The 13,604-nt window shown below is 68.4% G+C and carries 11 protein-coding genes; 7 read left to right on the top strand and 4 right to left on the bottom strand.

The window, feature by feature from the left end; translation table 11 throughout:
• Together tap and tpg are read left to right on the top strand one after the other, a co-directional pair.
• The coding region (gene tap / locus F9278_RS46000; RefSeq protein WP_152173600.1) for a telomere-associated protein Tap at positions 1 to 1,519 on the top strand (1,519 nt) is incomplete at its 5' end.
• Positions 1,520 to 1,522: 3 nt separating this feature from the next.
• A complete protein-coding gene (tpg, locus tag F9278_RS45995) occupies positions 1,523 to 2,080 on the top strand; it encodes a telomere-protecting terminal protein Tpg (protein ID WP_152173599.1) in 558 nt (185 codons plus the stop codon).
• Positions 2,081 to 2,260: 180 nt separating this feature from the next.
• On the opposite strand, the gene F9278_RS45990 is transcribed toward tpg, so the two are convergent.
• Positions 2,261 to 3,688 carry an AAA family ATPase gene (locus F9278_RS45990; protein ID WP_226967398.1) on the bottom strand — a complete coding sequence of 476 codons (1,428 nt, stop codon included), beginning with the start codon at positions 3,686 to 3,688 and terminating at the stop codon, positions 2,261 to 2,263.
• Between the two features lie 136 nt (positions 3,689 to 3,824).
• On the opposite strand from F9278_RS45990, the gene F9278_RS46670 reads away from it, so the two are divergent.
• From F9278_RS46670 to F9278_RS45975, 4 genes are all read left to right on the top strand, one after another.
• Entirely contained in the window at positions 3,825 to 4,043 is a 219-nt protein-coding gene (locus F9278_RS46670) for a hypothetical protein (RefSeq protein WP_166630156.1), read from the top strand.
• A 159-nt stretch (positions 4,044 to 4,202) separates the two neighbouring features.
• Complete coding sequence (locus F9278_RS45985) at positions 4,203 to 6,410, top strand: Helicase associated domain protein (protein ID WP_226967245.1); 2,208 nt, start codon at positions 4,203 to 4,205, stop codon at positions 6,408 to 6,410.
• A 25-nt stretch (positions 6,411 to 6,435) separates the two neighbouring features.
• Positions 6,436 to 7,652, top strand: a protein-coding gene (locus tag F9278_RS45980) for an IS3 family transposase (protein ID WP_152168406.1) whose coding sequence is annotated in 2 segments (ribosomal slippage) — positions 6,436 to 6,751 and positions 6,751 to 7,652 — 1,218 coding nt in all. Because the reading frame shifts where the segments join, the coding sequence is not laid out codon by codon here.
• 62 nt (positions 7,653 to 7,714) lie between these two features.
• On the top strand, positions 7,715 to 8,740 hold the full coding sequence (locus F9278_RS45975; protein ID WP_193241944.1) for a helicase associated domain-containing protein: 1,026 nt from the start codon (positions 7,715 to 7,717) through the stop codon (positions 8,738 to 8,740).
• A gap of 42 nt (positions 8,741 to 8,782) precedes the next feature.
• Here the strand turns inward: F9278_RS45975 and F9278_RS45970 are convergent, their stop codons facing one another.
• Complete coding sequence (locus tag F9278_RS45970) at positions 8,783 to 10,459, bottom strand: ADP-ribosylglycohydrolase family protein (protein WP_226967397.1); 1,677 nt, start codon at positions 10,457 to 10,459, stop codon at positions 8,783 to 8,785.
• Between the two features lie 17 nt (positions 10,460 to 10,476).
• Complete coding sequence (locus tag F9278_RS45965) at positions 10,477 to 10,761, bottom strand: DarT ssDNA thymidine ADP-ribosyltransferase family protein (RefSeq protein WP_226967244.1); 285 nt, start codon at positions 10,759 to 10,761, stop codon at positions 10,477 to 10,479.
• A 45-nt stretch (positions 10,762 to 10,806) separates the two neighbouring features.
• On the opposite strand from F9278_RS45965, the gene F9278_RS45960 reads away from it, so the two are divergent.
• Positions 10,807 to 12,090 (top strand): IS256 family transposase, encoded by a 1,284-nt coding sequence (locus F9278_RS45960; RefSeq protein WP_450373590.1) that lies wholly within the window; start codon positions 10,807 to 10,809, stop codon positions 12,088 to 12,090.
• Between the two features lie 148 nt (positions 12,091 to 12,238).
• Here the strand turns inward: F9278_RS45960 and F9278_RS45950 are convergent, their stop codons facing one another.
• Positions 12,239 to 13,474 carry a hypothetical protein gene (locus tag F9278_RS45950; RefSeq protein WP_319023157.1) on the bottom strand — a complete coding sequence of 412 codons (1,236 nt, stop codon included), beginning with the start codon at positions 13,472 to 13,474 and terminating at the stop codon, positions 12,239 to 12,241.
• Between the last annotated feature and the right edge of the window lie 130 nt (positions 13,475 to 13,604).

Raw genomic sequence — 13,604 nt, 5'->3', positions numbered from 1 at the left:
CAAGCTGAACCGCTACGGCAGGGACTCCGACCCGCTGGTCGTCCTCACCGCCGCAGCCGCCGTGAAGCTCGGACTGCCCGAGCGCCTGGAAGGCCACGAACAGCGCCGCTCCCTGCGCCTGCCCGAGGACCACCCCGTGGTCAAGCAGGTGGTGAAGGCGAAGTGGCGGCTCACCCAGCGCGGGTTCGGCCCCTGGGCAAGGATCTACCGCAAGGCCCAAGGCCGCGAGCGGCAGTGCGTGCAGCTCGCCATCCTGTCCTGGGCCGCCCTCGACGAGCGGTCCTGGCCGGGCGTGAGCGAGATGGAGCCGGCCGACGTCGCCCGCGTCCTCGGCGTGTACGCGACCCGGGTCATCACCCCGCGCGGCTCCACAGCCGTCTCGGGGCTGGAGCTGATGACCGCGCTGCGCCCGCCCACCCGCGCGGTGCGCGACGAAGCGAGCGGGAACTGGGTGCCCGGCCACAACCCCGGCAGCCTTGGCACCGAGCCGATGGACCCCGCGCCGCCGGAAGCCACCCCCGAACACCCCGTCGTCGTGGACAGCGGCTGGAGCGGCGGGTTCCTGAACGAGGAGGCCTACCAGTGGGTGCGGCCGGTGGACCTGCTCAGCGATGAAGAGTGCACACTGCCGTATGCGGTCGGCCTGGACCTGAACACCGCCTTCCTCGCCGCCGCGGCCCGCCTGGTCGTCGGGCTGTCCGGCCCCGACCACTTCGTGGGCCCGACGTTCAACCCGAAGATCCCCGGAAGCTGGCTGGTCGACCTGTCCCACGTCGAGGTGGACCCGCGCCTGCCCTCACCGTTCACCCCGGACGGCACCCGCCCGACCGGCCCTGCCTGGTACCAGACACACACCGTCGCCTACGCCCAGGAACTCGGCCACAACGTGGCTCCCCTGGAGGGGTACCTGCGCCGCGAGACCGGCGCCTACCTGGACCCGTGGCACGACCGGCTCAAGGAGGCGTACATCGACACCCTCGCCGACCTCGGCGTCACCAAGGAGCTCACGGACGTTCAGTTCCTGGCGGCGATGGGGCGGCACAAGGACAGCGACCCGGCCATGGCGGCTGTCCTGGCGGCTATCAAGGCCACCGTCAAGGGCGGCATCGGCAAGCTCCGCGAACGCCCCCAGGGCAGGAAATACAAGGAGGGCGAGCGGTGGCCGGCCCTTCAGCGGCCGACCTGGCGCCCCGACATCCGCGCCGCCGTCATCTCCAAAGCACGGGTCAACATGCACCGCAAACTGCGCAACATGGCCACCATGACGGGCCTGTACCCGCTCGCCGTCCTCTCCGACTGCGTCGTCTACCCCAGCCCAGGGGACAGCCCGCTCGACTTCCTGCCCTACGCCGCATCGGGTAAGCCGCAGCCCGGCGGGTTCCGGCTCGGGCCCACGCCGGGCCTGGCGAAGCTGGAGGGCGTCCAGTCGATGCTGTGGGCCGTCGACCTGATGGAACAGGGCCACAACCCCGCCCGCCACATCAAAGGCGGCGACGCCGTCCTCGACGAAGGAGAGTAGGTCGTGGGGGAGATCGACGACGCGATCGAGCGGGCCGACCGGGAAGCCTTCACCCGCCAGCCGCCCAAGACGCTCCAGGCCCGCATCAACTTCCTGATCAAGCAGCTCAAGACGACCAAAGCCGTTGCCCAGGAGATCGGGGTCAGCCAGCGGTCGGTGGAGCGATACCGCAAGGGCGAACGCAAGCACCCGCCCAAGGCGATCACGGACCGGATCGACGCCGCCGTACGGCAGCGGTGGCAGCCCCAGGTCCGCAAGCGCCGGCAGAAGCAGGCCGCCACCACGACCGGGATCACCGTGGAGACAAGGGCCCGGTTCGGCTACACCGCACCCGTCGGCACCACCGACGACGGACGCTTCCGGCGCCTGACGGTGCACCTCCCCCCGGCGTACGCGCAACGCCTGTTCGACGCCCGCAACACAGGCGCCAGCGACCAGGACATGCGCCAGATCATCGCCGAAGGACTCAAAGAGATCTACTTCCAGGACGGCGGAGCCCGCGCCATGGGACTCTCCGACGTCACCCTCAACGACATCGACTACCTCGACCTCGACTACTGACCCCGGCAGCGACCGCGAGCCCGGACCTGCTCGTTGTGACTGAGCGCTTGATTTGGCCACTTAGTGCTTCACCTGGCCGTTCTGAGCACCGCATCTCGGCGAACCGCCCGCAGCATCGGCACCTTGCTGGACGCGCAGCAAACCGGCTGGAGCCAGAAGGCGGAGTGCGGCGAGCTCGGCCTATGGGGGTCTCTCCGGGCGGAAACGAATGATCCGGGCCCGCGACAGCGACGCGAGGGTCATGCTGTGCGTCGCAATTACGAACTGACAGCCCTGCTCGACCCTCTCGTACATCCACTGCACTTGCCGGGCGCTGGCCTCCGGGTGCAGGCCAGCCTCCGGCTCATCGAGCAGAAACAGCCGGTTTGGCCCGTCCATACCTTCAAGAAGCGCATCCGAGCCCTCGGGGGAGGTGCCCAGGTATGACACGAACAGGCGGCTCTCCGGCTCCCGCGAGGTGGACCACCGCGCCTCCAGCCCTCCGGCGATCACACGGCTGAGTGAACTAAGCCCATGCGGCAGGCCGCCGTTGCTGAAGCGGCAGTGTGTCAGCAGTGCCAGTGCTTCCAGAACGGCCGACTTCCCCGAGCCGTTCGGGCCCGCCAATACAGTGATCCCGGAGTGGAACGAAACCCCCTTTTGCAAGCTTCGGATGATCGGCAAGGAGGACAGCCCAACGTGCTGCCCGCCGACCAGCCGCACCGACTGCAGGAATCCCTCCCCTGTGCCGTTCTGGTGGGCGAACTCGTCGGAGAAGCCGTCGAGGACCTCTCCCGCAATCTCGACCTCTTGCCCCGTCAGGCCCAACATGCGGTCGACGTCGGCAAGCTCACCATCCTGAAGATCGAGAGCTGGCGGAGCACTTGCCCTCGCGATGGTCGGCTGCGGCTCGCCGGGGCGGCCTCCTGGCAGCAGGGAACGGCTGAGATCGGCGACGTACTGCGACCACTCCACCAGCATGCGCTGGGCACGGTCCCGCTCCATCTCGGCAACGACCTGTAGCCACTCGCTCTCCTGCAGCCGGTGCTTCCATGCCAGCACCGACGAATCTCCCTCTGCCAGCTGTCCCCGGGCCTGAGCCAGCCTCAGATCATCCACTCGTTGCCGGATCCGCTCACAGATCATCAGCAGGGCCCGTGCCACCTGCCGCATGCGGTCCCGCTCCGCCAGCAGCGCTGCCTCACGCTGCTCTGCCTGGCGCAGCTGCTCGGCGAGATCGAGTGCCCGGAGCGCCAGATGGCTGTCCACCAGCTCGCGGCGAGAGACCGCCCTCTGGCAGGCCGCGTCCCAGGGGGCGCGGACTTCGGCCAGACGCCGTTCCTGCAGTGCGGCGTTGTCCGTGGTGACATCCACAACGGCCTCGATGAATTCCCACGTCAGGCCCCTGCCCGCGAGGCGCTCATAAGTTGCAGTGCGTCGCGGCGGGGCACCGTCGCCGAAGTGCTCCGGGGTAAACCGGTCGATCAAGGCGGGCACGGTGCAGCCGACCTGGTCGAGCCACGACCGCAACAGCTGGGCCACTTCGTTGTGCGCGGCACTCGGTCCTGACAACGGCCCCCATTTCGTTCCCGCCCCGTTCATCGCCTTGTCTTCCTCCCCCGCCTGCATCAACAGCCAGGACCATGCTGCCGTGCCGGAACCCCGTCCGGGCCCATCCGCCGGACAACCCGGACTGCTGGCCCGGCCCGCCCCGGCCGGACAAGGCTGAGCTCCGCCATCGGTTGACTCGCAAAGGAAAACCACAATGACTTCGCTCGACCATGATTCAGCACCGGCGCATTCGAGCCGCATGGAGAAGGCGCTGCAGTGGATCACCGCGCTGACTCTCCTGGCCACGGTCGCGGCTGTAATCGTGCTCGCCCTCACCGACAACGCCGGCTATCTCGGTACGGTCCTCGGGATCGGCGCTGCGGCGGCAGCCATCGGAGGAACCGTGCGCATTTGCATCCACGTCCGCGGCTGACCAATCGGCTGCCCTCGGGTGAGGCACACAGGCCGGCTCGGGGCGGCTGATCTCGTCGCGGCCCGGCGAGTGCTCCAGTCGGCCACACTGGCCAACCGTGCCGCTCAGTCACAGCTCGTCTGAGCCGAAGCACGATCTTTGTCACAAGCCACGGGATGGGTGGGGAAACTGTTGCTGGCCGCGGGTGCCTTTCGGGTGGCTCCCCTACAGGGTGAGATGACGCTGTCGTTCCTGGGGCGGATCGCGGACAGGTACGGCCTGACGGTGCGGAGTCTGCTGTCGTCGGTTACCGAAGTGGCTGGCCAGCAGGGCGTCGTCCGGGCTCTGCAGGGCGACAGTGAGGTGTTCTTGAACGCCGCGGCCCGGGACCGGGTCGCGGCGCTGTGTCGTGTGCCGCAGGTGGGCTTACGCCGTGCGTTGCCGGCCTGGACGCGGGAGGAGCCGCTGGGCCCCTCGAAGGAGCGGCCGGCGGCGCGGCTTTACAACGGGGTGGAGACGGTTGCTGCCTGGGGTCCGGCGTGCCCGGGCTGTGTGGCTGCGCGGACCGGTCGCGTTGCACCAGCCCGGGTGTACCTGGCGGCGCACCAGCGAGTCTGCCCACGCCACCGGTGCTGGCTGATGAACGTGCCTGGCAGCGGGGGCCGTGTCGTGGGGTTGGCCGTATGTCCGGAGGTGGTCCAGGCGCAGGCGGATCACCGCAGGCTGCTGCGCCGCTCCCCCGTCGCTGGTTCGGCGTTCGAGGTTGCGGAAGCGGTCACAGCCTGGTGGTGGGCGCAGGAGTGGCCCGAGGAACGTCTGTGGCCGATGCGGCTGGATGCGGCCATGCCCGCGGGCGAGGATCCGCAGCGGTGGCGGATCCTGGCGCGGGATCTGGTCACCTACCCCGAGACCGTCGCCCTCGCCACGCTTCTGGCAAGCCGGGCCTGGCGGCTCCGTGTCGCTGCTGACGGTGGTGGTCACCTCCCTTACCGGTTGGCTGATGTGCCCTGCGTGCCCGGCGAGCTGGGCCATCGCTTGCGGCGTTCGTGGCTCACCGAGCGTCTGGCCGGCTGTACCCACGGAGCGCTGTTTGGCTGGACGTACCAGTGCATCCGTACCGAGGGCAGCAGTGGAGACGACGAACAGCGGCTGTGGCAGGTCCCCTTGGCGCTCCGGCCCCGGCCTCTCGCCGACGTTCTCGCGGGCTACCAGCGTCGGCAGACCGCGGGCACAGAGGGTCTGCCGGCTCAGAAACGGCTGCGGGGTCACAGCGTGCACGCCGAGGGCGCCTTCGCCGCCGGCCTGGCCCACGCGCGCACCTACGCCGCCCAGCACGGCCACCTCGCCACCCAACGCGACACCCGAGTCGGTTCCTTCGCCCTGGGGAAATGGGTGCACAACCAGCAGGCCCACGCCTTGGTCCTGCCTGAAGAAAAGGCCGCCGCCCTCAAGGAGGTGGATCCGTGGTGGAACATCCCCTGGTCGGTGAAGTGGCAGCGCTCCTACTACCGCGCCCGCGACCACGTCAGACGCCACGGCCCCCTCAACGCCGCCGACGGCTTCCCCGACACCCACATGCTGACCGGGGAATGGCTGTACCTGCAGTGCACCGACTACAGCTCACTCCACCCCGCACAACGCCGTCTGCTGGCCGACATCGGCCTCACGGCCCAGGCCGCCGGTAGCGCACGCCCGCGCCGAACGAGCCGGACAGCAGGCATCGATAAGGCTGTTGACTGTGCGCGCGCCTTCGCCGCCGAACACGGATGCCTGGCCCTGGCCACCAAGAACATCTCGTACCAAGGGTTTTTGCTCGGGAAGTGGCTCACTGCCCAGCGTTGCCTCACCCGCCGCCAGGACGAACCCGGCGCGCACCTCCAGGTGCTCGACGCGATCGACGTGTGGTGGAACCCGCCGTGGCCCTTGGCGTGGCAGCGAATCTGGCACCTGATCCGCGCTCATGCCCGAGACCGGCGCCAAGGGGCCGCAGAAGGGAACTGGCCGGACGGCAGTGACGGCTGGGCCACATGGCTGTCCGTACAGTGCACCGGTTACAAGCAGTTGCATCCGCTGCAGCAGTGTCTGCTGGCGGAGATCGGCATCACCGCCGAGACCGCCGCCGCTTGCCCCCACGAGATCATCGGCCAGCTCTGCGGTACGGGCCCCGGGCTGACCCACGCGCGCACGTACGCCGCCGCACACGGCCACCTCGCCACGCCCCTGAAAGCTTGTCCTGAGGGGTTTCCGCTGGGCCGGTGGCTGAGCGAACAGCGCCACCAGTCGCGGGAGCACCATCGCAGTACAGGCGGGACGTGGCCGGTCAGCACGCTCCTCGCAGCGCTCGGGCCTTTCCCCCTGAGCGTGGACACCTTGGACACTGGACCTTGAGGGTCCAGAGGAAGAGATGTCACGCATGGTGATGAAGGTGTATTCGGCGGAGTTCAAGGCGGACGCTGTCGCGCTGTACCTGTCGGACCCGAAGAACACGTTCGAGGGCGTCGGCAAGGACCTGGGGATCAGCCGGGAGACGCTGCGGAACTGGGTGCGGGCGGAGCGGGCCCGCAGGGGCCACGTGGCGGGTACCAGCGGCTCGCCGCGGGCGGCACAGACTGCCGAGGTAACCTCCGACGATGTGCTGAAAGAAGAGAACAAGCAGCTCAGGGCCCGGATCAGGGAGCTGGAAACCGAACGGGAGATCCTGCGGAGGGCCGCGAAGTATTTCGCCGGCGAGACCAACTGGTGAGCCGTTTCCAGTTCGTTGATGATCATCGAGGCGCTTTCGGCGTCAAGCGGCTGTGCCGGGTGCTGGAGGTCTCCAGGTCCGGGTTCTACCGGTGGCTGAAGGCCGCCTCGGCCCGCATGGCGCGGGCCCGGGAGGACGCCCGCCTCGCGCGGCGGATACGGGAGATCCACAAGGAGTCCGACGGCACCTACGGCATCCCGCGCGTCACCGCCGAGCTGAAGGCTGCCGGGATCGACGTCAACCACAAGCGCGTCGAGCGGGTGATGCGCCGCATCGGCCTGCAGGGCGTGCACCTGCGCAAGAAGGTCCGCACCACGATCCCCGAGCCGGAAGCGGCCCCGGTGCCGGACCTGCTGCGGCGCGGCTTCACCGCGAGCGAGCCGAACACCAAGTACGTCGGCGACATCACGTATCTGCCCGTCGGGGATGGCCAATTCCTCTATCTGGCAACGGTGTTGGACCTGCATTCCAGGCGGCTCGCGGGCTGGTCGATCGCCGACCACATGCGCACCGAGCTGGTCACCGACGCGCTCGAGGCTGCCGCCCGCACCCGGGGCGGCAGCCTCGACGGGGCGGTCTTCCACAGTGACAACGGGGCGCAGTACGCGTCGAAGGAGTTCGCAAAGGTATGCAGCCGGCTCGGCGTGATCCGCTCGCGCGGAGCGGTCGGCACCAGCGCGGACAACGCCGCCGCGGAGAGTTTCAACGCAACCCTGAAGAGGGAGACCCTCCAAGGAAAGAAAGGCTGGTCAGGGCCGCGTGAGGCCCGCCTCGCAGTGTTCCGGTGGGTCACCCGCTACAACACGCGACGCAGGCACTCGGGGCTTGGCTACATCAGTCCGATCGCCTTCGAACAGCGATCGGTTACGCTGGCCTCTGCCGCATAGCAAATGGTGTCCACGCTTCGGGGGAAGCCCCCCTCGACCCCTGGTGGAACCCGACCTGGTCCTTGGAGTGGCAACGCCATTGGACTCGCGTACGCGAGCGGTCAGAGTCCGCAGCCGACGGCGGTGGTAGCGGCATTGCGGACCTTGAGAAGGAGCTGGCCGACTGGCTGAGGCGTCAGTGCACCGGCTACGGCACACTCCACCCCGAGCAGCACCGCCTGCTGACCAAGATCGGTATCACCGCCGAGACAGCCCGAGCCGCCCAACCACCGGCTCCCCGCGTTGGGCCCGGTCTGCTGGACACCGCGCTCGCACAAGCCTGCACCTACGCGGCCGAATACGGCCATATCGCCGCACCCATCAGCACCGTCCTCAACGGGTTCCCGCTGGGGAAGTGGCTGGCCTGGCAACGACGACGCGCCGGCCAGGGCCGCCTCTCCCCCACCCGGGCCGAAGCCCTGACCCTGATCGATCCGTGGTGGAATCCGCCCTGGCCCCTGCAATGGCAGCAGGCCTACCACCACCTCCGCACAGCAGCCACGGGTGCCGGCGGCGTATCGGCCACGAACCTCCCCCGAGGCTTTTGCCGCTGGATCCGTGTCCAGCAGGAGTCCTGGGAGCATCTCCACCCCGGCCAGCAGGACCTCCTGACCGCCCTCAGCATCACACCCGATGCTGTCGTAGGCGAACGACCCGCCCCGGCCACACGCTCCTACCCCGCCAGCCCCGGACTCGACCACGCACGCGCCTACGCCGCCCGACACGGCCACCTCACCCCGGACAAACACACACGACAAGACGGCTTCCCCCTCGGCAGATGGCTGGGCCAGCAACGCCGCAAAGCCCGCGCCGGCGTCCTCTCCACCACCACCATCGAGGCGCTCACCGCCCTGGACCCGTGGTGGAACCCACCCTGGCCCTACACCTGGCACCGCACCTGGCAGCAATACCGCCCCGACACCCCACGCGCCACACGATGGATCACCGCCCAGCGCCAGGCATGGCCGCTCCTGCACCCTGCCCAGCAGCAGCTACTGGCAGCTCTCGGCCTCAATCCCGACGGCCCCGGTCCAGCCGCCTCAGACTAGGCCGCGGCCTCAATCCCAGCACCGGGTTGGCCCGCTGTAGGTTCAGCCAGGCCGCTCCTGCTCGCTTTGGTAGGCACGGGCGAGGAGTCCGGCGAGGGCGGCAGCTCGCTCCACGCCATATCGTCCGCTTCCCATTTGGTGAAGCAGCGCACGGCCCACCTGCTCTGGAGGGAAGCCGTTCCTAGCCAGGCCTTGAACGATTTCCTCGAGAGTCGGGGGTCCGGGCCTGTGGGCACGCTCGCTCAGGGTTCCCCGCGCGGCTCCACGCTCCAGCCTGCCCTGGTCTGTTGTGACGGCTGAAGATGTTGGAGTGTCGAAAAGGAGTTGCTGGTCGGTTGGAGCGGCGTCCGCCGATTGCCGAGTCCGTGGTTGGCGGACGTCTCCCGGAAGCAGGTGTTCATCCAGCGGCCTGAGGTCCGGCCTGGCGCGCACCAGAACGCTCTGTCCAAACGGCAAGGTGCCCCATACATAGGTGGCTTGATTGCCTGGTGTTGGAGTTCCTACGGGGGTGAGGGTTCCTAGGCCGGCCAAAGCCGGCCCGTTGGGTGTGTGGCCTACGAGGTCGAGTGTGGCTTTGGGAGGGCTCCAGCGCAGAAGGTCTGGGTAGGCGAACGTGGCGGTTTCGCGTCCTCGGGAGATATCCCACATGCGGCGGGCTTCAGAGTCGATGGCGTCGGCGTCTTGTACGGCACCGGGTGGAGGAGCTGCTGTGACAGCGCCGAGGAGAGCGCCAGCCATCGTGGCAATGGTGTCCGTGTCCGAGCCGAGGGTGTTGGCGGCTAGGAGCAGCGCAGCTTCTGGGGAGCTGGCGTAGGCGTATGCGAGCACCGCGGCAAGCACAGTAGTGACTGTGCCTGATCCGCGCGTGGCATCGTCGAAGCCGCCCAGCCGCTCTACCAGGGCCGTGTAGGTCTCCGGGGTAAGAGGTGTTGCGGAGTCAACGGCTTCGAAGGCTGTGCGGCATTCGTCCGCGACCGTGAGGGCAGCTGACCGGAAGTCGGTGCCAGCGGCCTCGGTCCAGGTGGGTAGCCAGAGGTACGCGAGTTCGTCGTCTCTTGCGATGACGTCCGGTACCTGCTCGAGCCAGTCGATGGCGGGGCGCCATTGCTTGGGACCCGGGAGTTCGTTGGCGTCCAGGGTATGGGCCAGCAGGACGGCGTGTAGGACGGCGCCGAGGATGCCTCGGGGGTGGCCGTGGGTGCTGACTGCGTTGCGTACGACGTCGCGGGTGATGTGGTCCCAGTTGGTGAGGTCCCGTGCGGACCAGACGTGCGGCTGGATACGCATGGCTGCGCCGTTGCCGCCGATGTCGACGTAGCGGGCGGCTTTGGTGGCGAAGATGTTCTGCGACCACTTGGCCTCGACCCGCATCAAGCCTGTGGCTGCTGCTTTGGTGCCGCGGCCGGCCCCGAGGGCGTAGGCCTGCCAGGCGACGACTTCGATCTTCGCGAATGCCTCGGCGTCGAATTCTCCGTCTCCGCGAATGGCGCGGGACGTGGCGAGACGGAGCTGGGTGTCATCGGAGTACGCGCCCGCTGGCAGGGGCATGTCGCGTCCGTAACGTCCTCCGATGCGCCTTTTCCAGGGGACGGTGGTGGTGACTTCATCATGTCCGATGCGGCGTCGTACTCCTGCGGTGTCGGTCAGTTCGGTGATGAAGCCGAGTGCGTCTCCGTACGCCGCCCACTGGGCTGAGGCGCGTACTGCCTCCCATTGCATGGCGCTCACCGTAGTCCTTACCTGCCGAACATGATCGGGTCGACGGAGATGTCGACCTCATCATGTCCGCTGGCGCTGACAATGGCCTCAGCGTTCGCTGCATCTTCGTCAGTGAGGACGTAAATGTGCTGCAGGTGCTGGGTGGAGACGGCCTGCGGGTACAGCACTTCGGCCTGGGGATTCGTCGGGAGTTGAGGCGCTCGGTCGTGGCGCAGCATCGTCTTGCTGAAGCCCTTGGGGACTCTGTCGGCGAAGAGGGCTTCGGCTCCGGGCAGACCCTCCGGGGGGGTCTGTACGCTCACCGGTGTAATTGATGATCATGGAAGAGACATCAAGTGACTGACACCGTGACCGAGTTCGTTGCCGCCGATGACCAGGCGGATCCGTCGCCGGAGGCCGCGACGGTCGAGCAGAAGCTGATCGACCAGCTCGTCGGGCAGGCCCGCAGTAAGGGGCTGCAGCTGACCGGCGAGGGCGGGCTGCTGCAGCAGCTGACCAAGGCGGTTCTGGAGTCCGCCCTGGAAGGCGAGATCACCGACCATCTCGGCTATGACAAGCACGACCCGGCGGGCAAGGACGGCGGCAACTCCCGTAACGGCACCCGGTCCAAGACGGTGCTGACGGACATCGGGCCGGTCGAGATCGACGTGCCCCGCGACCGGGAGGGCTCCTTCGAGCCGGCCATCGTCAAGAAGAGGCAGCGCCGGCTGACCGGCGTGGACGAGATGGTGCTCTCGCTGTCCGCGAAGGGCCTCACGCACGGGGAGATCTCCGCACACCTGGCCGAGGTCTACGGCGCGAACGTGTCCAAGACGACCATCAGCACCATCACCGACAAGGTGATGGACGGCATGGCCGAATGGCAGAACCGTCCGCTCGACCGCGTCTACCCGGTCGTCTTCATTGACGCCATCAACGTCAAGATTCGCGATGGCCAAGTGGCGAACAGGCCGATCTACGTGGCCCTGGCGGTCACCGCCGAGGGGCACCGCGACATCCTCGGCCTGTGGGCCGGCGACGGCGGCGAAGGCGCGAAACACTGGCTGCGCGTGCTGTCGGAGCTGAAGAATCGGGGCGTCGAGGACGTCCTCATGCTGGTCTGCGACGGCTTGAAGGGGCTGCCCGACGCGGTCGGCGAGGTCTGGCCCCGAACTGTGGTGCAAACGTGCGTGGTTCACCTGCTGCGGGCGTCGTTCCGTTACGCGGCCCGGCAGGACTGGGACAAGATCGCGAAGGCGCTCAAGCCCGTCTACACCGCGCCGAGCGAGGACGCGGCCACGACACGGTTCCTGGAGTTCGCCGAGACCTGGGGCAAAAAGTACCCAGCGATCGTCCGCCTCTGGGAGTCCAGCTGGCCCGAGTTCACGCCTTTCCTTCAGTTCGATGCGGAAATACGCCGCATTGTGTGCACGACGAACAGCATCGAGAGCGTCAACGCCCGCATCCGCAAAGCCGTCCGTTCCCGCGGGCACTTCCCCACGGAGCAGGCCGCCCTCAAGTGCGTCTACATGGCCGTCATGAGTCTCGACCCGACCGGCGCCGGCCGCAAACGCTGGACCACGCGCTGGAAGGGCGCCATGAACGTCTTCGACCTGGCCTTCGACGGCCGCCTCACCGCAGGTCAACTCTAGCCACACCAAACCCAGTTACACCGCTCGCTTTACAGACCCGATGCGATGTCGCGTTTGGTGTAGCCGGCTTGTTGGAGCCGGTCGGCGAGTTGCGCGGCTTCGTTCAGCTCGGCCTGGCTGCTGGGGCGGCGGCGGGCGCGGGGCGGCATCAGGTCTCCTGCCCGGCGGAGGTGAGGGCGGCTCGTCCAGTGTCCCGCAGGGTGAGGAGTTCTTCCTCGGTGGTGGGGGCGGCCAGGGGGCCGGTGAGGTGGCCGCGCAGGAGGTAGTCGCCGGGCTGATGGTGGTGGGGCCAGTTCTGGGGTTCGGTGAGGTATAGGGCGTCGGTGCGGAAGGCGACGACAGTGCCGGCGGGTGTGTGCAGGGCTCCGGCGTAGGCGTCGTCGTCTCGGTGGTACTGGCTCAGCAGGGCGGCACGGGCGCCGGACCAGATGGTCGCGGCCCATTCGGGGTGGGCGTTGGGATCACGGGCGAACCCGGTGGCCCGCTGCCAGGTGATCAGCTCGTCGTCGAAGCCGATGATTTCCGCGTCCGGCGGTATATCCCGTTCCAGGGTGCGGGGCGTGCTGCCGGTGACCATGCGGGGGCGCTGGGCGAACGAGCCGATGCCGTACAGCAGGATGGCGCGCACGGCGCGCGAGGCCAGGTGAGCGGCGCGGGCCTGGCGTTCATCGCCCTGGTAGTGGGCCTGGGCGGAGAGGTTGGTCCAGGTGTCTTTGAGTTTCTTGGCCCAGTCGGCAAGGGGTTTGTCTGCTTCCCAGAGGATCCCGTCGATGATCTCGATCTTCCAGGGCTGGATCGGGTTGTTGAGTGCCGTGTGGATCTCGGGTCCGCCGGCCCAGGTGGTGAAGGTGCTGCCCGGTGCGCTCGGGTAGTGCCAGGCGCGCTCTCCGGGGGCGGGGGCGGGCAGGATTCCGACGTGGTTCCAGCCGTCGGGGACGGTGACCCGTACGTGCCAGTGGCCGCAGCCGTAGAGGGCGTTGGTCTGTTCCTGCGTCGTCCAGGAGGCGAAGGTGCGGCTGGTGATGCGGCGGGGTGTGCCGACGGGCGACTTCCAGGTGTGTTTGGCGTAGGCGAAGGTGCGGTCGTATTCGACGAGTTGGGGCAGTTGCCCGGGCACGTGGGGCGGAGTGATGAGCTCGTTGCGGCCCTGGCCCGCGGTGGCGTGCAGCAGGCCGCGCAGTTCTTCCGACAGCACGGGATAGCCGTCGGCGTACTTTCCGCGCTGGGGGATGGTGCGGGTCCACAGGTCACGGCCGGTCTGTGAGGGCGAGCCCATGATCACGGCGTCGGGCCAGCGGCGGCGCAGTTCCTGCCACAGGAGCAGGAAGGCGTCGCTGACCATGGCGGGGTCGTCGCCGTCCGCCAGGTCGAACCACTCCCCCACGGAGCGGATTTCGACGCGGTGGTCGCCGCCCTCGCGCTGGTAGCGGCCGACCGGGTTGCGGGCGTGGACGAAGTGCCCTGCCAGGCGGTCCTTGCCGCAGCCGGGACAGGCTGCGCAGCAGCGTGGACTT

It is taken from the genome of Streptomyces phaeolivaceus (assembly GCF_009184865.1).
Classification (GTDB): domain Bacteria; phylum Actinomycetota; class Actinomycetes; order Streptomycetales; family Streptomycetaceae; genus Streptomyces; species Streptomyces phaeolivaceus.
The sequence above is the reverse complement of the archived record's forward strand: the minus strand, read 5'-3'. Positions and strand labels throughout refer to the sequence as shown.